21 protein-coding genes and 2 tRNA genes are annotated in these 22,087 nt (G+C 38.3%); 13 read left to right on the top strand and 10 right to left on the bottom strand.

Going from position 1 to position 22,087, the window contains the following annotated elements; genetic code table 11:
* The first annotated feature begins 8 nt into the window (after positions 1-8).
* Positions 9-1,154, top strand: coding sequence for a tetratricopeptide repeat protein (locus tag Q1K34_RS05625; protein ID WP_300435637.1), 1,146 nt, complete (start codon positions 9-11; stop codon positions 1,152-1,154).
* Positions 1,155-1,277: 123 nt separating this feature from the next.
* Complete coding sequence (locus Q1K34_RS05620) at positions 1,278-1,751, top strand: hypothetical protein (RefSeq protein WP_300435634.1); 474 nt, start codon at positions 1,278-1,280, stop codon at positions 1,749-1,751.
* A gap of 266 nt (positions 1,752-2,017) precedes the next feature.
* Here Q1K34_RS05620 and Q1K34_RS05615 read toward each other — a convergent pair whose 3' ends face one another.
* Entirely contained in the window at positions 2,018-3,160 is a 1,143-nt protein-coding gene (locus Q1K34_RS05615) for a glycosyltransferase (RefSeq protein ID WP_300435631.1), read from the bottom strand.
* 70 nt (positions 3,161-3,230) lie between these two features.
* Here Q1K34_RS05615 and ruvC point away from each other — a divergent pair, with 70 nt between their 5' ends.
* The 10 genes from ruvC (at position 3,231) to Q1K34_RS05565 (ending at position 12,899) form a co-directional block, all read left to right on the top strand.
* A complete protein-coding gene (gene ruvC, locus Q1K34_RS05610) occupies positions 3,231-3,809 on the top strand; it encodes a crossover junction endodeoxyribonuclease RuvC (protein ID WP_300435628.1) in 579 nt (192 codons plus the stop codon).
* A gap of 38 nt (positions 3,810-3,847) precedes the next feature.
* Positions 3,848-5,035 (top strand): radical SAM family heme chaperone HemW, encoded by a 1,188-nt coding sequence (hemW, locus tag Q1K34_RS05605; protein ID WP_300435627.1) that lies wholly within the window; start codon positions 3,848-3,850, stop codon positions 5,033-5,035.
* Between the two features lie 285 nt (positions 5,036-5,320).
* Positions 5,321-6,067 (top strand): cyclase family protein, encoded by a 747-nt coding sequence (locus tag Q1K34_RS05600; RefSeq protein WP_300435625.1) that lies wholly within the window; start codon positions 5,321-5,323, stop codon positions 6,065-6,067.
* Position 6,068: 1 nt separating this feature from the next.
* Positions 6,069-6,419, top strand: coding sequence for a DUF4260 domain-containing protein (locus Q1K34_RS05595; RefSeq protein ID WP_300435623.1), 351 nt, complete (start codon positions 6,069-6,071; stop codon positions 6,417-6,419).
* 1 nt (position 6,420) lies between these two features.
* Positions 6,421-7,038 carry a DUF4230 domain-containing protein gene (locus Q1K34_RS05590; RefSeq protein WP_300435620.1) on the top strand — a complete coding sequence of 206 codons (618 nt, stop codon included), beginning with the start codon at positions 6,421-6,423 and terminating at the stop codon, positions 7,036-7,038.
* Positions 7,039-7,131: 93 nt separating this feature from the next.
* Positions 7,132-7,491: an MmcQ/YjbR family DNA-binding protein gene (locus Q1K34_RS05585; protein WP_300435617.1), complete on the top strand. Its 360-nt coding sequence runs from the start codon at positions 7,132-7,134 to the stop codon at positions 7,489-7,491.
* Positions 7,491-9,269: a DNA mismatch repair protein MutS gene (locus tag Q1K34_RS05580; protein WP_300435615.1), complete on the top strand. Its 1,779-nt coding sequence runs from the start codon at positions 7,491-7,493 to the stop codon at positions 9,267-9,269. Before Q1K34_RS05585 ends, Q1K34_RS05580 begins: the two co-directional genes overlap by 1 nt.
* A gap of 249 nt (positions 9,270-9,518) precedes the next feature.
* Positions 9,519-10,523 carry a metal-dependent hydrolase gene (locus tag Q1K34_RS05575; protein WP_300435613.1) on the top strand — a complete coding sequence of 335 codons (1,005 nt, stop codon included), beginning with the start codon at positions 9,519-9,521 and terminating at the stop codon, positions 10,521-10,523.
* A 195-nt stretch (positions 10,524-10,718) separates the two neighbouring features.
* Positions 10,719-12,428 carry a DUF885 domain-containing protein gene (locus Q1K34_RS05570; RefSeq protein ID WP_300435611.1) on the top strand — a complete coding sequence of 570 codons (1,710 nt, stop codon included), beginning with the start codon at positions 10,719-10,721 and terminating at the stop codon, positions 12,426-12,428.
* A 234-nt stretch (positions 12,429-12,662) separates the two neighbouring features.
* Positions 12,663-12,899 (top strand): VF530 family protein, encoded by a 237-nt coding sequence (locus Q1K34_RS05565; RefSeq protein WP_300435608.1) that lies wholly within the window; start codon positions 12,663-12,665, stop codon positions 12,897-12,899.
* Positions 12,900-12,977: 78 nt separating this feature from the next.
* Here the strand turns inward: Q1K34_RS05565 and Q1K34_RS05560 are convergent.
* From Q1K34_RS05560 to Q1K34_RS05525, 8 genes are all read right to left on the bottom strand, one after another.
* Positions 12,978-13,052, bottom strand: a tRNA-Val gene (locus Q1K34_RS05560).
* Positions 13,053-13,145: 93 nt separating this feature from the next.
* A tRNA-Val gene (locus Q1K34_RS05555) sits at positions 13,146-13,220 on the bottom strand.
* 153 nt (positions 13,221-13,373) lie between these two features.
* Positions 13,374-14,564 (bottom strand): folylpolyglutamate synthase/dihydrofolate synthase family protein, encoded by a 1,191-nt coding sequence (locus tag Q1K34_RS05550; RefSeq protein WP_300435864.1) that lies wholly within the window; start codon positions 14,562-14,564, stop codon positions 13,374-13,376.
* A gap of 30 nt (positions 14,565-14,594) precedes the next feature.
* Positions 14,595-15,419, bottom strand: coding sequence for an energy transducer TonB (locus Q1K34_RS05545; RefSeq protein ID WP_300435605.1), 825 nt, complete (start codon positions 15,417-15,419; stop codon positions 14,595-14,597).
* A 1-nt stretch (position 15,420) separates the two neighbouring features.
* Positions 15,421-15,813, bottom strand: a complete 393-nt coding sequence (locus Q1K34_RS05540; RefSeq protein ID WP_011710754.1) for a biopolymer transporter ExbD — start codon at positions 15,811-15,813, stop codon at positions 15,421-15,423.
* 1 nt (position 15,814) lies between these two features.
* Positions 15,815-16,516, bottom strand: coding sequence for a MotA/TolQ/ExbB proton channel family protein (locus Q1K34_RS05535; protein ID WP_300435599.1), 702 nt, complete (start codon positions 16,514-16,516; stop codon positions 15,815-15,817).
* 113 nt (positions 16,517-16,629) lie between these two features.
* Entirely contained in the window at positions 16,630-17,856 is a 1,227-nt protein-coding gene (locus tag Q1K34_RS05530) for a Glu/Leu/Phe/Val dehydrogenase dimerization domain-containing protein (protein WP_300435597.1), read from the bottom strand.
* Positions 17,857-17,921: 65 nt separating this feature from the next.
* On the bottom strand, positions 17,922-18,986 hold the full coding sequence (locus Q1K34_RS05525; RefSeq protein WP_300435595.1) for an anhydro-N-acetylmuramic acid kinase: 1,065 nt from the start codon (positions 18,984-18,986) through the stop codon (positions 17,922-17,924).
* Between the two features lie 92 nt (positions 18,987-19,078).
* On the opposite strand from Q1K34_RS05525, the gene Q1K34_RS05520 reads away from it, so the two are divergent.
* Positions 19,079-20,221: an acyl-CoA dehydrogenase gene (locus Q1K34_RS05520; protein ID WP_300435593.1), complete on the top strand. Its 1,143-nt coding sequence runs from the start codon at positions 19,079-19,081 to the stop codon at positions 20,219-20,221.
* A 71-nt stretch (positions 20,222-20,292) separates the two neighbouring features.
* On the opposite strand, the gene Q1K34_RS05515 is transcribed toward Q1K34_RS05520, so the two are convergent.
* On the bottom strand, positions 20,293-22,087 hold a 1,795-nt coding region (locus Q1K34_RS05515; RefSeq protein WP_300435590.1), incomplete at its 5' end, for a T9SS type A sorting domain-containing protein.

The raw sequence follows: 22,087 nt of genomic DNA, 5'->3' as shown, positions 1-22,087 counted from the left end.
ACTTCGTAGTGCACATTAGAATAACCTCATTTTTATTAATAAGCTGTTGGCTGTCTGGTTTTTCTCAGGAAGAAACTATCAAGACAGCTGACAGCCTTTCAGCTGTTGGTGAAAAAACAGAAGCTATCAAGCTTCTAGAAAGTCTGCAACCCAAAACTGAAACTATTTATTTAAAATTAGCTAAAATTCAGCAGGCTAATGGTCAGGAAGAAGAAGCACTTCAGAATTATAAAATCGTACTGGAAAAAAATCCGGAAAAAATTCTAACTGCTGTAGATTATGGTGAATTGCTCTTAGAATCGGGGAAACTGGAGTTGGCAGATAGTTTATTCACTGATCTAAGCAAAAAATACCCCGAGAATGCCGGTTTTATATATAGAATTGGACTGGCTAAAGAGAAGAAAAAGGATAGCACCGCCATGAGGTACTTCTTTAAAACCGTAAGCTGGGATACTACTCATCAGGGAGCACTTTACAAAACAGCGAAATACTACCTCAAAAACGGCAAATCTTATAATGCGATCGTTTCAGCCAATACCGGTTTAAAAGTACGGCCAGAGAATGTTTCTTTATTGTCAATTTTAGGGCAGGCATATTCTAGGTCCCTCCAATTTGAAAAAGCTATCGCACCCTATGAAAAACTAGTGGAACTTGGAGAAGGTTCAGAATTTATTCTTGAAAAACTGGCAAAAGCTTATCGCGTCACTTCCCAGCCCGAAAAAGCTATAGAAGCCTATAAAATGATATTAGACATCAGCGATATGAATAGCGCGGTTCATTCCAACCTCGGCGCGCTTTACCTTAAAACAAATGAAGTTAAAAAGGCCCAACAGCATTTTACCATGGCTTTGCTTATCAAAAAACAACCTGTAGACCGGGAATATCTAAATATCGGACTAACGTTTAAGAGGCAGGAAAATTTTCAAAGTGCCTTTGATAATTTCGAAAAATCTCTGGAAGAAAATCCTGAAAACGAACGTGCCTTACTGGAACGCGCCATAGCTGCTGATGCTTATTTTGAAGATAAAGAGGCTGTTTTAAATCTATATGAAACTTATATAAATAAATACGGGGAATCTGGCAGAAACGATATGCTTTCAGTTGCGAAATATAGAATCAGTGAGCTTAAAAGCGAAATTCACCAGTCGAAATAATAATTTATGTACCGGAAACAGGCTCACCTTCTTGCGAAATTTGCATAATAATTATTTTAATTCTGGCAATTTTTCCTAACCTGCTATATTTCACTATTTTTGGAATCCGAAAGCGGATTGCCCATGAAAAAAGTTTTACTTTTTGTACTTACTTTAATATTGACTTCCTGCAACTTTGAGACTAAAAAAATCTCTTCTGAAGAGGTTTTGGAGCAGGAATCGCGCTCCCTCAACTGGAAAGAAGTTGATGAATACCCGGCTTTTGAAGACTGTCAGGATAAGACAGATCTTGCGGAAGCAAAGAATTGCTTCGAAAATCAGGTTGCCACCACTATTTATTCTTTTTTGGCAAGTCAACAGCCCGTGGTTACTGAAAGTATTAATGACACCCTTTTCATTTATCTTGAAATCACAAAAGAAGGTAAACCGCAGATAGATTCTATAAAAGTAGATACCACGGTAACTAATCAATTACCAAAAATTGAACAGTGGCTGAAACAAAGCATAGATTCATTGCCAAAGATCTACCCGGCCAGTAAACGCGGAATTCCTGTTTCCACGGTATTTAAAATGCCGGTGGTAGTAAAGGCGGAATAAATGGATGTTAGAATGAGGAAGCTAGATATTTTAGAGACTGCTTCGTTTCACTCCCAGTGACTTTATTTCATCTCCTCATGCTGAACGCAGTCGATAAACCTCATTGCCAATTCTCTAGTATCCAGTCTCAATTAAATCCTGATACTCCTTCGTTTCGGGGGCTGTAATTTTTACTTTGTCGTCATGCTGAACTTGATTCAGCATCTCAAGAGACCCTGAATCAAGTTCAGGGTGACGGCTCTCTATGTAAGGCAAAGAGATTTCAATTATTTCTGAAATTTTCTCCCCTTCCATTCATATTCTTTAAAAAAAGAAATCCCTGCTACATAAACCGTGAAAAAAGGATGAACAATACTACTCCATAAATAATGTCGCATAAGGCTTTTTCGATTCATAAATTTAGCCGACTCATATATAAGGACAAAATCTGCATTGAATTTTAGAAGAAAAACCAGCATTAGGAATTGGTAAGGGAAGAGTTCAAAAAAAGCCAATCCCATAAAAACGATTAATGATAAATTCATTAGGAAAACGACACCTCCCGTAAATTTTGCAAAAATACTGGAATACGAAGTTGTTTTTGCAGCCCAGCGAATTCGCTGGTTCAACAAATATTTTAGGTTTTTTTGATAACCGGTTAAAACAACCGCAGAAGCAGATTTTATAAAATCTACCTCATAGCCTTTTTTTCTTAATTTCTGCAAGAAGAAAACATCATCCCCACTGGCAACATCCCTATTTTCATCAAATCCAGCTTCCCTGAGAAAAACCTCTTTCTCATAACACATATTCGCGGCATTGCACATAAAGGCTTTTTCTATTCCGAAGGAGCCAATAGTAGATGCCTGCAGGCTTATAAAATCCATCTCCTCAAAATTCTGAAAATAAGCCTTCTTTTCACCTATTTTTTGAATGAAACTAACCGGTGCGGCGATCATATTTGAAGCTGAATTCTGTATTTTTTCATCAAAATATCTTAACCATTTTCCCGGTAAAATACAATCGGCATCAGTGGTAGCGATATAGTTAAAAATTGAAATATCCACCGCGGTTTGCACTGCATCTTTTTTGGGCGAATTCGTTTTCCTTTTATTTTCGTGCAGGTGAATATTCAGTTCAGGAAAATCTGATTTATATTTTTCAGCAAGTGATTTTGAATTATCTGTAGACTCGTCGTTCACCAGAATAATTTCAAATTTATCTTTAGGGTAATCCAATCCGGTCAAGGATTTAAATAGTCGGGGCAGGTTTTTAGCTTCATTTCTATATGGAATGATGATAGAAAAAGAGTTATTTGGAGCCAGTGCTTTCAGCTTAAATTCAGGAACTCTACGGAATCCTATTATAAAAGCTATAATAAGTCCTAGATAAACGGCAGCGATCGTTCCAAGAAAGATCAGCAAAAGCATATCTAATAAGTTTGATGCTGCCAAGGCAGAATTGTTTAGCTTTGTGAAAGTCCCAAATTAGGTAATTTTTGTGAGCAAATCTTCGGAAAAATCGGTTTTAAAAGACGAAAAGATCATTCTCGGTATTGATCCCGGAACCACAATTATGGGTTTCGGACTCATAAAAGTGGAAAATAAAAAGATGAGTTTTATCCAAATGAATGAACTCCAGTTGACGAAATATAGTGACCATTATAAAAAACTGAAACTGATCTTTGAAAGAACTATTGAATTAATTGATAACTATCATCCTGATGAGATCGCTATTGAAGCTCCTTTTTTCGGAAAGAATGTTCAATCTATGTTGAAATTGGGACGGGCACAGGGTGTGGCCATGGCCGCCGGACTTTCCCGGGAAATTCCCATTACTGAATACCTGCCGAAAAAGATCAAAATGGCTATCACCGGCAACGGAAATGCCAGTAAGGAACAGGTTGCAAAAATGCTGCAGAGTCAATTAAAGATTGGGAAATTACCTAAAAACCTGGATGCCACCGATGGACTGGCCGCAGCCGTTTGCCATTTTTATAATTCCGGCAAAACGGAGATCGGTAAAAGTTACACCGGCTGGGATGCTTTTGTGAAACAAAATCCTAAAAAAATTAGATAGCCCCCAAACCCCCGAAGGGGGCTTAAATTTATCAGATAATGAATTCTGAAATCGTACATATATCAGGTAATGAATCTAACTCCTCCCCATTGGGGAGGCAGGGAGGGGCGATCTACATCCATATCCCGTTTTGCAAGCAGGCCTGTCATTATTGCGATTTTCATTTTTCAACTTCCACGAAAAAAAAATCTCAACTTGTGGATATGCTCTGCCGGGAGTTAGAACGGAGAAAAAATGAAATTGGCCAAAATATTCAAACCATCTATTTTGGCGGCGGAACTCCTTCCCTTCTCAATTCAGAAGAATTAAACCTGATCTTTAAAACAATTTTCGAGAATTTTGAAGTTTCTAAAAATGCGGAAATCACCCTTGAAGCGAATCCCGACGATCTTTCTGAAGATGTGATCAAAATGCTGGATGCTTCTCCGGTAAATCGCTTAAGTATTGGAGTACAATCTTTTTTTGAGGAGGATCTGAAATTGATGAATAGGGCACATAATTCTGATGAGGCTTTGAAATCATTGCAATTGGCGAAGCAGTATTTCGATAATATCAGTATTGATCTTATTTACGGTATTCCTGGTCTATCTAACGAACAGTGGAAACAGAACCTTCAAACTGCTTTAGATCTCGATATTCCGCATATCTCCAGCTATGCACTTACCGTTGAGCCGAAAACGGCATTGGAAAAGTTTATTGAAAAAGGCAAGGTTAAACCGGTAGAAGACGAACAATATCGGGAGCAATTCGATATACTTGTAGACACACTTACTACTAACGGATTTGAGCATTATGAGTTTTCCAATTATGGAAAACCGGGGTATCATTCGCAAAATAACATGGCGTATTGGTTAGGGAAACCCTACCTGGGAATTGGCCCATCAGCACATTCTTTTGATGGCAGTTCCCGAAAATGGAACATCAGCAATAATTCTCTTTATATTAATTCTATTGAAGAAGGAAACTTACCTCAACAAACCGAAAAGCTTTCTACGACAGATTCTTATAATGAATATGTAATGACCAGGCTCCGAACTAAATTTGGGGTTTCCGAAGAAGATATTAAGGAGAGATTCGGAGAAAAATACAGGCTTCACTTTTTAAAAGAATCAGATAAATTTCTCCGGGATGGACTTATGAAAAAATCAGAAGAAACTTTTCATATCACCACCAAAGGAAAATTTTTGAGCGACGGGATCGCGGCAGATCTATTCTTTATAGATTAGCACGTCATGCTGAACTTGATTCAGCATCTAATGAATCCTGAGACTGCTTCGTTTCACTCGCAGTGACTTCAACCGAGTGCTTTCTCTGTTCTGATTGAAAAAACGCTTTTTAGATTTCTCCCTATGGTCGAAATGACAATCGTTAAGTCATTCCGAGCGTAGCGATGGAATCTCATCAAAAGACTGCGTCGTTTCACTCGCAGTGACTTTTGAAATCTTATTTTCATACCCATTATCAATTTATCAACTAACAATCTTACATTTGTTAAGACCTATTGATCGAACATGTTAGCGACCATAAGCCATAAAGGCAATTCTTATACTATAGATTTCTCTAAACCCCTGGATATTTCCATAAGCCTGCGCGGGGACAATAGGAATCCAATGGCCTGGTATTTAAATCATCCGGAAATTGAACCGGTTATAGATGGTGATTTTATTGGCAAAGTCAGTAAAGGCTCATCAGTGAATTTTAATAATATATGGTTTAATCCGCACGCACATGCGACACATACTGAATGTGTAGGTCACATCAGTTCTGAGCTCAATACCATTCAGCAACATTTAAAAACTTTCTTTTTCAAGGCCAGCCTTATTTCTATTGAACCTCAGAAAAAAGGAGGTGACCTTGTTTTTACCAAAGAGCAGATTGCAAAGAAATTACAGGGTATAGATACTGAAGCATTAGTGCTTCGTTCAATCCCTAATTATATTGGCAAGATCTCCAAAAATCATTCGCATACCAACTGGCCATATATTGAAGAAGATGCCATGATCTTAATTCGAGAAGCAGGAATTAAACATTTCCTGATCGATCAGCCTTCCGTAGATAAAGAAAAGGACGATGGTAAATTACTGGCGCATAAAGCTTTTTGGGATTACCCTAAAAATACCCGATTTGACGCTACAATCACGGAATTAATCTATGTTCCGAATAAAATTGAAGATGGAGAATACTTTTTAAACCTTCAGCCGGCATCTTTTGAAAATGATGCGGCTCCATGCAAGCCGGTACTTTATAAAATTCAGTAATATGAAACTTGTTTTAAAACTTGAAGAATTTGCTATGCTCCTCCTCGGGATTTGGTGCTTTAGCTTGCAGGATCTTAGTTGGTGGTGGTTTATAGGATTATTCCTCATGCCAGATATTGGAATGTTGGGTTACCTCATTAATACTAAAATAGGCGCATTTTTCTACAATATCTTTCATCATAAAGGCCTGGCGATTGTCATTGGCTTATTTGGATATTATCTTAAATTGCAGGAACTGGAAGTTGCAGCTATCATTCTGTTTGCACATTCCAGTTTTGACCGCGTACTTGGATACGGATTGAAGTACGAAAAAGGCTTTAAATTTACGCATCTGGGAGAAATAGGGACTTAATATGGAATTACTTTTTATAGGATTGGCGGTAGGTGCCGTCATTGCTTACTTTATATTTGCCGCTTTTAATAAAGATTGCTCAAAACTGAAAACCAGTGAACAGTCTGTGGTTTTGATGGATAAGATCAAAAGCGTTTGTAAGTTCATTAGCATTGAAGGGGATTTTTCAGAAATCTACCATTACGAGAATATGAAAGAAAAGTACCTGAGTCTTGTTCTGGGGAAGAAAAAAGCCATTGTACTGGTAACTGCCAAGGCCCATATTGGTTTTGATTTAAGTAAAATACAGATGCAAAGCGATAACGAGCAGAAAAAAATCATCCTTACAAACTTTCCGCAACCCGAATTGTTAACGATTGAAACAGATTTTAAATATTACGATAAACGGGAAGGTTGGGCGAATCCGTTCACTACTTCAGATCTTACCGATATCAACCGTGACGCAAAAAAGGCGATCGTAGATAAAATTCCACAAAGTGGATTAATGGATCAGGCGAGAAAAGAAGCATTAGACACTATTGTTTTAATGGAAAAGATCGTGGAAACCATTGGCTGGAAACTTGATTATACTGCACTTACTATTGAAGATGCTGAAAATAAGAAAATTGAAAAACAATAAGAAAGAGATTCCTCTCCCGATTTCATGGGAATCGGAATGACAAAAATAATGTCATTTCGAACAAAGTGAGAAATCTCTTTGAAGCAAGGACTTATGAACATCGACACTTTCAGAAATTATTGCCTAAAGAAAAAAGGCGTTACGGAAGGACTTCCCTTTGGCCCTGATAATCTTGTGCTGAAAGTAATGGGTAAAATGTTTTCCATCATTTCCCTGGACGAAGTTCCATTAAGAGCGAATCTGAAATGCGATCCCGAAAGAGCAATTGAGCTTAGAGAAGAATATGAAGAAAATATTTTGCCGGGCTATCACATGAATAAACAACATTGGAACACCCTTGTTTTAGATGGTCGCCTGGATCCAAAACTGGTTTTTAAATTGGTCGACCATTCTTACGAACTCGTAGCAAAAAAACTTACAGCAAAGCTGAAAAAGGAACTTGAAGATTTATAATGACAAAAGCGGAAGAATTTTACACCTCGCGACAAGCGAAATACAATGAATCAAAGAACCAGATCTCAAAAAAGTTAGTGCTCTCAAGCAGTTTGAGATTAAGTGTCTTTTTTGCCATTTGCGCCACCGTATATTTTTTCTACGGGAACATCAATATCATTCTGCCGGTTGCCATGGTATTAATAGGTATTTTCTTATTTCTGGTTTCGAGACACAGTGATCTTAAAAAAGAGAAGGATAAGTTAGAAGCCCTGATAAAAATCAATAAACTTGAATTAAGAATCCTGAAGACCAGAGATTTTTCTGATCTGGCTGATGGGGTAAAATTTGAACCTGCAGATCATGAATTCAGCAGAGATATTGACCTGTTCGGCCGAAAATCTTTTTTCCAGTTTCTAAACAGAACTGCGCTCAAGGAAGGTAAAGCCAGGTTGGCAAAGATCCTTTTGGCAAATACTACGGTAAACATCCTCAAAAAACAGGAAGCGGTAAAAGAACTTGCCTCGAAAGCCGACTGGAGGCAAAATTATTCTGCAACGGCAACATTGGTGAAGACAGAAACGAACTCTAAATTCATCCTTAACTGGATACGAAATTATAAAAGTTTCGTGCCCAACTATATAAAATGGCTGCCGGCAGTTTTTTCCGTCTTATCAATAGCTGTTCTCACGCTATACTATTTCGACATTATTGGAGGTTTCCAGGTATTATTGTGGTTAATAATTGGAGTATTAATTACAGGAGTTTTCCTGAAAAAGATCAATGAACTGTCAGGTACGGTGAGTAAAGTACAGGATACCTTTCAGCAATATCACCAATTATTGTCATTTCTGGAAGCCGAAGAATTTGAATCGGAATTAATGAAAGAAGTAAAGAATTCAATTATTTCCGAATCTAAAAAAGCTTCAGAAATTCTAAAAGAATTTTCTAAAGCGATTGATGCATTAGACCAGCGAAACAACTTATTATTTGGAATTTTTGGTAATGGATTTCTGCTGTGGGACCTAAGACAAAGTTACCGACTTGAGAAATGGATCGAGAAGCACCACGCTGCTGTTGAAAACTGGTTCGAAGCAGTTGAAAGAACCGATGCTTACAACAGTCTTGGAAATTTCGCTTTTAACCATTCTCATTATCAATTTCCAGAAATATTAGAAAAAGGGAAAGGAATTACTGCTAAGAATCTGGGACACCCATTGCTGGATCCAAACAAGCGTATCAATAATGATTTTAAGATCGACGGGGAGCAGTTCTTTATCATTACCGGTGCAAATATGGCGGGAAAAAGCACTTTTCTGCGTACGGTTGCTTTGCAGATAGTAATGGCCAATATCGGACTTCCGGTTTGTGCGGATTCCTGTAGTTATTCGCCCACGAAGCTTATCAGCAGTATGCGCACCAATGATTCTTTGGGTGATGATGAATCATACTTCTTTTCAGAATTGAAAAGATTAAAATTTATAGTTGATAAAATTCAGAACGAAAATTACTTTATCATTCTGGATGAAATATTAAAAGGCACGAATAGCACAGACAAAGCTATCGGCTCCAGAAAATTTGTTCAACGTCTGGTTGGCACCAATTCTACCGGGATTATTGCCACGCACGACCTCAGTTTATGTGAGATTAGTAAAGAACTGGATGAGGTTAAAAACTTCTATTTTGATGCGGAGATCGTGAACGATGAACTTCATTTCGACTATCATTTGAAAGATGGTATCTGCCAGAATATGAACGCTTCCTTTTTACTTCGGAAGATGAAAATTGTGGAGGAATAAATTGGGGAGATGCTGAAACGAGTTCAGTATGGCGACAAACCTGTCACATGGAGCGAAGTCGAAATGTGATATTCAATAGGTATGCTTCGACTTCGCTCAGCATGACAATGCATCACAATGCCAGATTATGAGATGCTGAATCAAGTTCAGCATGACGAGTTGTTTTATATTTTCTCATACCCAAGACGTCACCCTGAACTTGATTCAGGGTCTCTCTCAAAATAAATATTAGCCCCCTATATTTGCCTTATGGATTCATTAACCCAAATCGTATTAGGAGCAGCCGTAGGCGAAGCCGTTTTAGGAAAGAAAGTCGGTAACAAAGCCATGCTTTACGGCGCTATTGCGGGCACCATTCCAGATTTGGATACTTTCGTTGGCAACTTTTTCGATACTATCACCGCCATAGAAATTCATAGGGGCTTTTCGCATTCCATTGTTTTCGCGGTTGCCTTCGCACCTATTTTTGGCTGGATAATTTCAAAAATCGAGTCAAAATCGGAAGCCACCTGGAAAAACTGGTCCTGGCTGATGTTCTGGGGGCTCTTTACGCATCCCCTACTTGATGCCCATACCACTTGGGGAACACAGTTATTCTGGCCATTTGATTTAAGGCTCGCTTACAAAAACATTTTTGTCATAGATCCCCTGTACACGTTGCCGTTTCTAGTCTTTCTTATCCTGGCAATGAGGAGAAAAAGAACCGATCCTAAACGTAAAAAATACAATACCATCGGTCTCATTGTTAGCAGCGTTTATTTACTGCTCATTACATCAGGCTTGAAATTCTATACTTTTCAGGAATTTAAAAATGCCTTAGAGAAGCAAAATATTTCCTATGAACGAATGGACACCAGACCAACTCCATTGAATTCCATCTTATGGACGGCAAATATCGAAACCGAAGATGCTTTTTTAATTGGCAACTATTCAATTTTTGATACCCAGCCAATCGAATTTTATAGAGTTCCTAAGAATTATGATCTGGCCGCAGACTTGAAAAATAATCCTAATCTTAATCGGCTTATTCAGATAAGTGAAGGCTGGTATACTTTTTCCGGAGAAAATGATCAGCTGTATTTCAATGATCTCAGGTTTGGAAATCTGGATATTGAAGATCCGGATTCCGAATTTATTTTCAGCTATAAATTAGCAAAAGAACATGGTGAGTTAACCGCTACGGAAACCGAAAAAGAGATGACCGATGCCAAAAATCTTCTCCCCAGACTTTGGGCACGCATTCTCGGTAATTAGTAACTCAGTTCTATAATATTGAACAGGAAACCCTTCATTCTGAACTTGATTCAGAATTTCTTTCTATTTTTTTCGATTAAAATGGAGATCCTAAATCCAAAATTCGACGGAGTTCAGGTAAATTCAGGATGACGAATTTACAATTTTCACGATTCAAGGTATTTACATTTATTATATTTAGCAAAAATTATATGTATGAGATTATTCCCGCCCCTTCTTCTAATATTTATACTTCTTTCTGGTACTGTCTATTCCCAAAAAGACTCTATTGCGCTTGAAAAGATCATCACGAAATTTCAGGAATATGAACCTTATAAACGCTCCGATTATCCCCTTGGACTTTATTCTGAAGAGCATTATAAAAAGCAGGCTGATTTTGCTAAATACCTGCTGGAAGATTTAGAGGATCTTGAACTGAACAAACTTTCAGAAACTCAAAAAATATCAGCAGAATTACTGAAATACGACCTTAGAAACACGGTGAAAACCTATGAATTCAAGGAATATTTGAATCCGTTGCTTTCTGATGCCGGCTTTCATTTAAGTCTGAATTATCACATAAGAGATCTTAACGATTATGATCAGGTAAAGGCCTATCTCAATAAATTGAATGCCGTGCCAGCGTATGTAGACCAGCATTTTAAATTATTGAGAAAAGGACTGAAAAAAGGAATCACTCAGCCTTTAGTTATTTTTGAAGGTTATGAAAATACCTATGACAGTCAGATCGTAACTAATTACAAGGAAAGTTATTTCTATAAACCCTTTGAAAATCTTCCTTCCACCTTATCTCAAAAACAAAAAGATTCGGTTTTAAATGCTGCGGAAAATGCAATTACCCGGAATGTAATTCCTGAATTCAAGCGGATCAAGACATTCTTTGAAACAGAATATTTTCCAAAGACCAGAAAAAACCTGGGAGTTTCGGAAACTCCGAAAGGCAGGGAACATTATGATTATTTGCTGGAATATTATACCACTTTGGACCTCAGCGCTGATGAAGTTCACAACATTGGTTTATCTGAAGTTGAGCGCATCAATAAAGAAATGAAAAAGGTAATGGCCCAAACCGGCTATGAAGGTACATTTTCAGAATTCTTTAAATTTCTTAGAACAGATGAACAATTTTATGCAGAAACACCGGAAGAACTATTAATGTTCGCCAGGGATATTGCCAAAAGGATCGACGCTAAGTTACCGGCCTACTTTACAAAACTTCCGAGAAAACCTTACGGAGTGGCTGAAGTTCCTGCCGCTATTGCACCAAAATATACCACCGGAAGATATATTGGCGCCTCTAATGAAACTCAGCCGGGATATTACTGGGTAAATACCTATGACCTGCCAAGCAGGCCTAAATACGTCTTACCATCCCTTACTGCACACGAAGCAGTTCCGGGACACCATTTACAGATTTCTTTAAACAATGAACTTGGTGAGGATTTTCCAAGATTCAGAAGAAATTTCTACATCTCTGCATTTGGTGAAGGCTGGGGATTATATTCAGAATTTTTAGCAGAAGAAATGGGCATTTATCGCAATCCCTACGAAATTTTTGGAAAACTGACTTATGAGCAATGGCGTGCCTGCCGATTGGTGGTAGATACCGGAATTCATGCTAAAGGATGGACCAGAGATCAGGCCGTAGATTTTATGAAAAAAAACACGGCACTCTCCATACATGAGATCAATACCGAGGTAGACCGATATATTTCCTGGCCGGGACAGGCAGTTTCCTATAAAATCGGGGAATTAAAAATAAGGGAGCTTAGAAAAAAAGCTGAAGAAGCGCTTGGACCAGATTTCGATATCAGGAAATTCCATGAGGTGATTTTAGAAGAAGGTGTGGTCACTTTGCCGATTCTAGAGCAAAGGGTGATGAATTACATACATTCAACATCTTAGAAAAATATTCCTAATGATTCCGGCTGAATCAACTTAGACCTTCAACTATCTTTGCGCCAAATTCAGCTTTCAGTAACATAGAATAAATTTAGAAGATATTTAAAATGCTGCCTGTAAATTATAAAGGATAGCCTTATAATTTTAAGAATTTCCGTAACAAAGAAAATTGAAATTTTACAAATTGTATCCAAAACTGCGATCCCTTCACTATGTTTGGATGACAAGACGAATAAAATGAGTGAACAAAATAATTCCAATCAACAACCAAACAATCCTTTACACGGAGTAAAATTGGCAACCATAGTAGAAAAACTGCATTCCTATTATGGCTGGGATGGTCTGGCCGAAAGGATTAACATCAATTGTTTTAAAAATAATCCAACTATAAAATCCAGTCTTAAATTCTTACGCAGAACTCCCTGGGCTAGAGAAAAGGTAGAACAGCTTTATATAAAGACTGATTTTGAATAATCATATCTCACAAAGTCATTTCTGACATATAGCGATTTAGAAGGCTTTTTTAAAAAATCACCAAAGTAATTTTTCTAGTGAGTGATACTGGATTCGAACCAGTGACCCCTACCCTGTCAAGGTAGTGCTCTGAACCAACTGAGCTAATCACCCTAATTGGCTGCTAATATATCAAAAAGAGTTTTTATAATATCTATAGCTAATAAACAAAAAGGCTTCCATTTCTGGAAGCCTTTTCAAGTGATGTGGGCGCGAAGGGATTCGAACCCCTGACCCCTTGGGTGTAAACCAAGTGCTCTGAACCAACTGAGCTACGCGCCCTTGCGTGATTGCGGATGCAAATATAGACTACATTTTCAATTACACAAAACAATTTTATAAAAAAATATAATTATTTTTCTGCTGACTTTTGTCCTTACCACTAAATTATTAAAGATCAATTTTTTACTCTAAACCTGTGAAAAATGAGAACTTCTAAATAACCTCAGCCACTGTAAAATTACTGCCACCAACAAAGATAATATCTTCATCTAAAGCTGCTTCTTTTGCCGCCAGGAACGCTAAATAAACAGATTCAAATACATGGCCTTCCAAATCAAATTTAAAAGCTTCATCTTTAAGGGTTTTGGCATCAAGACCTCGAGGAACCTCGGGCTTCGCAAAATAATAGGAAGCCTGCTGTGGGAATAAAGGCAATATTTTGGTAAGATCTTTATCGTTTACAACTCCCAGAACAAAGTGCAATTGCTGGAATTTTTCCTTCTGGAGTTGTTTCATTACCAGCTTTAGACCTTCGGCATTATGAGCGGTATCACAGATCACTCTTGGTTTTTCCCCAATCACATCCCAGCGTCCCTGGAGGCCCGTATGGAGTTTTACATTACTTAAGCCATTCGTAATAGCTTCTTCTGAAACTTTCCATCCGTTGTCCTTTAATATACTAATGGATGTCAATAGGGTTTTTAAATTCTTCTTTTGATAGTCACCTTTAAGATCTGTGTAGTATTTCGGAAATTTATAATCTTCAGCAAAGAAAATACCGGAACTGAGATTTTCTGCAGTTTTTCTAAATACCGACTCAGTTTCGTTATGCTTTTCACCAATAACCACCGGAGTCTTTTCTTTTATGATACCCGCTTTTTCTCCTGCAATTTCAGCCAGACTATTTCCCAGAAATGCTGTGTGATCCAAACCTATATTAGTAATCACTGCTAATTCTGGTGTGATAATATTTGTAGAATCAAGCCTTCCTCCCATTCCGGTCTCAATAATGGCAATATCAACTTTTTGTTCAGCGAAATAATCGAAGGCCATACCTACCGTCATTTCAAAAAAACTAAGCTTATTTCCCTCCAGGAATTCTTGATTTTCTTCAATAAACTGAATCACTGCCTTCTGTGAAATCAGCTTTCCGTTTATACGAATACGTTCCCGAAAATCTTTTAAATGCGGCGAAGTATATAAACCCGTCTTATAACCCGCAGATTGAAAAACCGATGCCAGCATATGGCTTACCGAACCCTTTCCATTAGTCCCTGCTACATGAATACTTCTGAATTTATTTTCCGGATGATCGAGATGTTTCGCCAGTTTAAGTGTGTTAGTAAGATCTTTTTTAAATGCCTGTTTTCCTATTCTTTGAAACATAGGTAACTGCTGAAACATCCACTCAACAGTGTCATGATAGGTTTTCAACTATTCGGTAAGTTTAAAATTGTAAATAATGGTTCCAACCTGTTGGGAGGGTGCATTGGAATCACTGTTGAACCTTGTAGCCAATGCAGCTCTTTTCGCAGGAGCGGTTAAACAGGTCGCACTATTCGTAGTTCCCTTCATTCCAGGCTGCGCACTCACTACCCGGCCTGATTGATCTACCACTATTTTTACCACCACGATACCGGATTCATTACAATCCTGCACAAACTTCTCTTTATTTAAAGCCTTTCTTCCTCCCAGTCGGTAATTCCCATCTCCATCCAGACCGGCGCCCTGTCCGTAATAAGAACTGGCATTAGGATCCCCATCTGGGCTTCCTTTGTCTCCGGCAACATTATCATTCCCTTCTCCACCGGTGGCCTTACCGTCTCTTTCCGGTCCGTTTAATATACTGCTCAAAGCATCATTGGTAGATTTATCTGGCTTTGGTTCCGGTTTTTTTACAGGTTTAGGATCCTCTTTTGGAGGTTCCGGTTGTTTACTTTTTACAGGAGTGGGCTCTTTTTTCTTTTTTTCTATTACCGGAGCTTCTTCAATATCTTGGGTCACCACCTCTTTTTCTATTACCGGTTCAGATTTAACAGGTTGTGCTGTGGATTGCTTTGGTGCTGATTTTACAGGTTCTGTAGGTTGGTCGTTTCCTGAACCTACTTCAGAAGTTCCAAAATTAATTGCTATTCCGTTTTCTGGCGGTGGATCTAAATAGGTAAGGCCGAAAAATATCAAAAGAAGAATTAGCAATACATGTAATACTACAGTAATGGTAAATGATTTCTTCTCATGTTTGGTTTCCAGCATCGACATTCTATTCAGGTTTTACCGCTAAAACTATTTTATAACTATTCCTATTGGCGATATCCATCACGTTTACCGCTTTTTCAATAGGCACTCCTTCCTCGGCTCTTAAGATAATGGTTGGATTCTCCTCTCCTGCCAATTTACTCTTCAAGGTAGATTCCAACGCACTATTACTAATCCTTTCACTGTTAATATATACCTGAAGATCTTTGGTTATGCTAACCGAAAGCGTTTGCTTATTAGTAGTTTTACCTTTGGCCTTCGGAAGGATTAGATCCAGCGCTTCAGGAGTAATTACCGGAGAGGTTAGCATGAAGAAGATGAGCAGTAGAAAAACTACATCTGTCATCGAGCTCATGCTAAACTCCGGACTTATTTTATTTCTTCCTCTTAAATTCATATTAAGCAGGTTCGTTTAAAAGGTCTAGGAAATCTACCGCAGTAGCTTCCATCTGGTGAACTACTTTATCTGTTTTAACCACCAGGTGATTATAACCTATATAGGCGATAATACCAACAATTAAACCAGCAACAGTAGTGGTCATCGCGGTATAAATACCTTCAGCCAGAGCTCCCATTTGCGCCTGCCCGCTACTTGTGGCCAGTTCATGAAAAGCAAGCACCATACCAATTACAGTGCCCAGGAATCCAATCATTGGAGCTGCCCCAGCAATAGTTGCAAGGATACTCACATTTTTTTCCAGCTTATAAACTTCAAGCCTACCTGCATTTTCAATGGCGGTATTTATATCTTCCAAAGGACTACCAATTCTGGAAATTCCTTTTTCGGTTAATCTTGCCACAGGAGAATCGCTTTGAGCACATCTTATCTTGGCCGACTCGATATTCCCTGTTTGAACACTATCCTTAATCTGGAGCATAAAGTTTTTATCTACCCTACTGGCTGCTTTTACAGCAAAAAGCCTCTCAAAATAAATATAAACCGCTGCAAATAATAAAACGAAAAGAATAATAATAATGATCTGGCCGCCAAGACCACCGCTGAACATGAGGTCGAATAAGGATAAGGTCTTCTCTTCTACGACCGGGTCTGCTGCCTGAGCTGCATCTACCACCTCGTCCTGCTGAATGAAATTAAGCATATGTATAAATGGGTTTTTTAATGTAACGTGCTAATATGATTTTAATTGTAAACCAAATTTAATTAATCAGCAATGCGTATTTACTCAAAGCTTTAAAATATTTACACAAACTTTTAAACAAGTTGTTTTAGAGCAACTTCAAAAGCGGTTTTGCTAATATTGGTTTTGCTACTATTATTATCAAAGGTATTCTGAATAGCATTTTTGATGGTCATAGAGGTATCATTAAAAATGGCTTCATCAGTCATTTGAACTCTTCTTTCCATAAAATAGGCAAAAACACGCGCCATCCCGCAATTTGAGATGAAATCTGGAATAAGGCTTACTCTTTCATCGGTATATTCCATAATAGGTCCGAAGAAAATTTCCTTATCTGCAAAAGGAACATTGGCTCCGCAAGAGATCACTTCCAGTTTACGGTCTATAAGATTTGTAATTTGATCTTTAGAAATTAAGCGGGATGCGGCACATGGAGCAAATATTTCAGCATCCAGCTTCCATACTTTCTCGTTGATTTCCTCAAACGGCACCACATCTTTATGTTTTAAAGCATTTCCATCTTTATCCAGGAACATTTGATTGATCTCTTCAAAACTGAAACCTTCTTCATTTATAAGTCCGCCGGCACGATCTATGATCCCAACTATTTTAGCACCCATTTGGGATAGATAATATGCGGCAGCGGAGCCTACATTTCCAAATCCCTGCACAATGGCCCTTTTACCTTTTATATCTCCTCCATAAATCGTATAATAATGGTGTACCGCTTCAGCCACACCATACCCGGTGATCATATCTGCTACGGTATATTTTCTACTTACATCCGGAGAGAAATTAGTGTTTTCCAACACTTTTATAACGCCCTGTCTTAGCTGGCCAATTCTATTGATCTTATCAGCCTCAGTGGGTTGAAAATGCCCGTTAAAAACACCTTCCTGCGGATGCCATACCCCACAATCTTCAGTAATTGGAATCACCTCGTTTATCTCATCAACATTTAAATCGCCACCTGTCCCGTAGTAACTTTTTAAAAGAGGTGAAACTGCTTTATACCAACGTTCTAAAACCCCTTTTTTCCGAGGATCTGCTGGGTCAAAATTTATTCCAGATTTTGCGCCGCCAATGGGAGGCCCCGAAACCGTAAATTTCACTTCCATTGTCTTTGCGAGGGAAAGAACTTCGTTTTGATCCAGTCCTTTTCTCATCCTGGTACCACCACCGGCAGCTCCACCACGAAGTGAATTGATCACGGTCCAGCCTTCGGCTTCGGTTTCAGAATCTTTCCAGTTAAAAACAATTTCAGGCTCTTTATTTTCGTATACTTTGAGTAATTCTTTCATTTTTGAAATATTTTGCAGCAAATATAAAAAACAAAGCAGGCTCCCTTCCGAAATTGGCAAAATTTTCAGGGTTCATAAATACGACCGGAAGAATGATCTATTTTAGCGCCGGTTACGGAACTCAGTACATTTACTTCGCCCCTTAATTTTAATACACCAAGGAGTGCAAAAATCAAAGCTTCTTTAAAGTCGATTAATTGCTTATCAGGAATTTCAAAATCACATTTCGATTTTGATTTAATTTCGTCAATCAAAAATTTATTAAAGGTTCCTCCTCCCGTCATTAAAACCTTCGTGTTTGGATCGTTATCCAGAGAATTTGCAATTTGAGTTGCGGCATGAACAGTGAAAGTTTTAAGAATGGAAGGAATATTTTTTTGGTTTTTTTCGATTAAGGGAATTACTTCTGAATTTACCCATTCTATACCTAAAGATTTCGGCGGATGCTTTTTATAATAATGCAGCGAATTAAGTTTTTCTAATAAAGTAGCATCCAGATTTCCGGTTTTGGAAAGTTTACCGTCTTCGTCATAATCCTGATGCAGTTTTCGCATAAAATAATTCAGAACAGTATTTACAGGACAAATATCGTAGGCGATACGGCGGGAATCCTTTTCCGTGGAAATATTTGCAAATCCACCAAGATTGATGCAGTATTTAAACTTATTAAAAAACAAGCGATCTCCAATAGGGACCAGAGGTGCTCCCTGGCCGCCTAATTCCACATCCTGCACCCGAAAATCACAAACTACAGGAACATTTATCAATTTAGCCAATTGCGGCATATTCCCAATTTGAAAAGTCACGCCCTGCTTTGGCCTGTGTTTCACGGTATGACCATGACTACAAACAGCATCGAGAAGATCTATTTCATTCTTCTGAATAAACCTGTTTATTACTTTGGTCAGGTAAGCCGTATATTCTTCATCGAGTTTATTTAGTTGTGCGGGATCTAAATTTACCGCAGTAGATAACCTGTTTTTCCAATCTAAGGAATAGGGAAATGTTTCAGAAGCGATTATAGAAAATTCAGGTTTCGAGTTAAAACTTATCTCAGTAAAAACCAGATCAATTCCGTCAAGAGAAGTTCCAGACATTAGTCCAATCAATCTATATTCTGTTTTTTCCATATTCGTAAAAATACTTAATATCAATTGAAAAAGCGATATCAAAAAGCTATCTTTGGCCTGCAAAAATCAGTTTTTTACAAATTTTTTTTCATATGGATTTTAAACTTACCGAAGAACATATAATGATTCGCGATGCCGCTCGTGATTTTGCAAAAACAGAATTATTACCGGGCGTAATCGAAAGAGATGAAAAGCAGGAATTCCCTAGAGAACTTGTTAAGAAAATGGGGGAACTCGGGTTTTTAGGAATGATGGCTTCACCTGAATACGGCGGCGGCGGAATGGATACGATTTCATATGTGTTGGCGATGGAGGAACTTTCCAAAATAGATGCTTCAGCTTCAGTAATGGTTTCAGTGAATAATTCTCTGGTATGTTGGGGTCTGGATACTTTCGGTAACGAAGAACAGAAGAAGAAATATCTTTCTAAACTAACTACCGGTGAAAAACTGGGCGCTTTTTGTCTTTCTGAACCAGAGGCCGGAAGTGATGCCACTTCCCAAAGAACTACAGCAATAGACAAAGGAGACCATTATATACTTAACGGAACTAAAAACTGGATCACCAATGGTAGCTCTGCTGACTATTATTTAGTTATTGCTCAAACCGATAAGGAGAAAAAACATAAAGGAATTAATGCATTTATTATTGAAAAAGACTGGGAAGGTTTTGAAATAGGCCCTAAGGAACAAAAATTAGGAATTAGAGGAAGCGATACACATTCGTTGAATTTTAATGATGTAAAAGTACCTAAGGAGAATAGAATTGGGGAAGATGGCTTCGGTTTCAAATTTGCTATGAAAACCCTTTCCGGGGGAAGAATTGGAATTGCTGCACAAGCTTTAGGAATTGCTTCCGGGGCGTACGAACTTGCTAAAGATTACTCTAAACAACGAAAGGCTTTTGGCACAGAAATTTGCAATCATCAGGCGATCGCCTTTAAACTGGCAGATATGCGTACCTCTATTGAAGCTTCGAGACATATGGTTATGAAAGCTGCCTGGGACAAAGATCAGGGGCAAAATTATGATCTTTCCGGGGCTATGGCGAAGCTATATGCTTCTAAAACTGCCATGGATGTGACAGTTGAAGCCGTTCAGGTGCATGGAGGTAATGGATATGTAAAGGAATACCATGTGGAAAGACTGATGCGTGATGCCAAGATCACTCAAATTTATGAAGGGACTTCGGAAATTCAGAAAATCGTTATTTCAAGAAGTATCCTTAAAGATTAATTTTTTTAGAATTTGTATAAAGTAAAAGAGCAGCCAAACGGCTGCTCTTTCTTTTAAATTAAAATATAAACTTATTTCCTGGAAGATGAGATTACAGTTTTGGAAATCACTTCCCTATCTGTAACAATCCTTAATATATAGACCTGATTTGCTTTCATAGCGAAATCAATATTCAGCTCTTTAGTATCTCCTTTAGCCACTTTTTTATCGTGATAAGTTCTAAGGAGTCTGCCATTGAAATCATACACCTGAATTTCTATTTTGTTCGAATTGTACTCAAAGTCATATTGGATAGTTATCCTATCATTGAATGGTACGGGAGACGCATTAAAACTACCGGCAGTTGTACTGGTTTTATCTGGCTTTCCTTTCCCTGAATCTGCTTCCACTGGTGCACCACATTCTTCAACAGGGAATGGTTCTGACGTGGCTTTAGATCCATTCAAGTTACAACCGGCATTGTTTAGCTCGTCTAAGTAGCTTCCAGCAGAACCAGCGTTGTCAAAATTATCCTGTACGTATAATACTAAACCTGCTTCACTTGGAATCTCATAATCAACTCCCCCGTTACAAATATTTAGTAGCGCTGCCACAGATTGTCTACCTAAATTATAAACTCCTCCGCCACCTAAATTGAGTACTTCCAATAAGGTTTTCCCTTGTAATTCTTCAGGCACATAATGATCTTCTCCAATTCCAAAAACATCAGAATATAAGGTACACGTAGAATAACAAGCCCATCTATCTGTATGATTTTTCCAGTAACCTAAAGTACAGCCTTCGAATTCTTCACAGATTGGTTCTATTAAATTGACGGTAGTAATTCCGGAAAGGCAACCATCTAAACTTTTTGCCGCAACCGTATAATCACCTGGACCGTAACCAGTAAATCCACCGTCAACATATTCCATAAAATTTGAATCTGGAACTAAACTTATATCACTTGGAAATTCTGAACTAGGTATCACAGCAAATCTTAAACCTATTATTCTTGAAGTGATGATAATCGTTCCTTGCAAAGTTTCACAATCAGGATCTATTTTATCTGCAATTGGAGTCAATGGAACATCCCTTGGACCGGCAATTGAGAATTGAAGTGCATCAGATACACAACCAGCCTCATTTTCGGCAGTTAATTCGTAATCACCTTCCTCCAAATTCTCATAGTCTTCTATGATAATAAGTGCATCTCCTTCAATCCTAATTAAGAGAAAATCCAGGCCTTCTGTTGAAGAAGTAATTTTTATGGATCCGGTTTCTGCAAAACAATCTGCTTGTTTCAATTCAATTTCTGGTTTTGCTGGCACAGTATCAATGGTGATGGTAACCATAGAATCATCACTTGGACAAGTAGATGAATCATCTCCAGGACCTACTGTATATTTGAAAGTATAAACTCCAGAACTAACACCGGTAAAATCAAGGTTCTCCCCGGTTCCTACTGTCAGACCACTGCTCACCGCACTGGTCTCCGCCCAACTTCCTCCAGCATCAGGAGAATCCGTCAACAAAGAAAATAAGGTCACTGAGTTTTTGGTCTGGTCTCCTTCACAGAAACGATCGCTACCATCTACTCCGGCGTACGCATCATTATCTATGGTAATGGTTACAGTAGCATCATCATCAGGACAGGTCGAATTCGAATCAGCGGGACTTATCGTATACTTAAAGGTATAAACTCCTACACTGACTCCGGTAAAATCAAGATTCTCCCCGGTTCCTACTGTCAGGCCACTGCTCACCGCACTGGTCTCCGTCCAACTTCCTCCAGCATCAGGAGAATCCGTCAACAAAGAAAATAAGGTCACTGAGTTTTTGGTCTGGTCTCCTTCACAGAAACGATCGCTACCATCTACTCCGGCATAT

It is taken from the genome of Christiangramia sp. (assembly GCF_029937855.1).
Classification (GTDB): Bacteria; Bacteroidota; Bacteroidia; order Flavobacteriales; family Flavobacteriaceae; genus Christiangramia.
The sequence above is the reverse complement of the archived record's forward strand: the minus strand, read 5'-3'. Positions and strand labels throughout refer to the sequence as shown.

Excerpts from the sequence above, each read along its gene's own strand:
- Q1K34_RS05620 (WP_300435634.1), top strand. The coding sequence starts at position 1,278 with ATGAAAAAAGTTTTACTTTTTGTACTTACTTTAATATTGACTTCCTGC.
- Q1K34_RS05615 (WP_300435631.1), bottom strand. The coding sequence starts at position 3,160 with ATGCTTTTGCTGATCTTTCTTGGAACGATCGCTGCCGTTTATCTAGGA.
- hemW (WP_300435627.1), top strand. The coding sequence starts at position 3,848 with ATGAATTCTGAAATCGTACATATATCAGGTAATGAATCTAACTCCTCC.
- Q1K34_RS05600 (WP_300435625.1), top strand. The coding sequence starts at position 5,321 with ATGTTAGCGACCATAAGCCATAAAGGCAATTCTTATACTATAGATTTC.
- Q1K34_RS05595 (WP_300435623.1), top strand. The coding sequence starts at position 6,069 with ATGAAACTTGTTTTAAAACTTGAAGAATTTGCTATGCTCCTCCTCGGG.
- Q1K34_RS05590 (WP_300435620.1), top strand. The coding sequence starts at position 6,421 with ATGGAATTACTTTTTATAGGATTGGCGGTAGGTGCCGTCATTGCTTAC.
- Q1K34_RS05585 (WP_300435617.1), top strand. The coding sequence starts at position 7,132 with ATGAACATCGACACTTTCAGAAATTATTGCCTAAAGAAAAAAGGCGTT.
- Q1K34_RS05580 (WP_300435615.1), top strand. The coding sequence starts at position 7,491 with ATGACAAAAGCGGAAGAATTTTACACCTCGCGACAAGCGAAATACAAT.
- Q1K34_RS05575 (WP_300435613.1), top strand. The coding sequence starts at position 9,519 with ATGGATTCATTAACCCAAATCGTATTAGGAGCAGCCGTAGGCGAAGCC.
- Q1K34_RS05570 (WP_300435611.1), top strand. The coding sequence starts at position 10,719 with ATGAGATTATTCCCGCCCCTTCTTCTAATATTTATACTTCTTTCTGGT.
- Q1K34_RS05565 (WP_300435608.1), top strand. The coding sequence starts at position 12,663 with ATGAGTGAACAAAATAATTCCAATCAACAACCAAACAATCCTTTACAC.
- Q1K34_RS05550 (WP_300435864.1), bottom strand. The coding sequence starts at position 14,564 with ATGTTTCAGCAGTTACCTATGTTTCAAAGAATAGGAAAACAGGCATTT.
- Q1K34_RS05545 (WP_300435605.1), bottom strand. The coding sequence starts at position 15,419 with ATGTCGATGCTGGAAACCAAACATGAGAAGAAATCATTTACCATTACT.
- Q1K34_RS05540 (WP_011710754.1), bottom strand. The coding sequence starts at position 15,813 with ATGAATTTAAGAGGAAGAAATAAAATAAGTCCGGAGTTTAGCATGAGC.
- Q1K34_RS05535 (WP_300435599.1), bottom strand. The coding sequence starts at position 16,516 with ATGCTTAATTTCATTCAGCAGGACGAGGTGGTAGATGCAGCTCAGGCA.
- Q1K34_RS05530 (WP_300435597.1), bottom strand. The coding sequence starts at position 17,856 with ATGAAAGAATTACTCAAAGTATACGAAAATAAAGAGCCTGAAATTGTT.
- Q1K34_RS05525 (WP_300435595.1), bottom strand. The coding sequence starts at position 18,986 with ATGGAAAAAACAGAATATAGATTGATTGGACTAATGTCTGGAACTTCT.
- Q1K34_RS05520 (WP_300435593.1), top strand. The coding sequence starts at position 19,079 with ATGGATTTTAAACTTACCGAAGAACATATAATGATTCGCGATGCCGCT.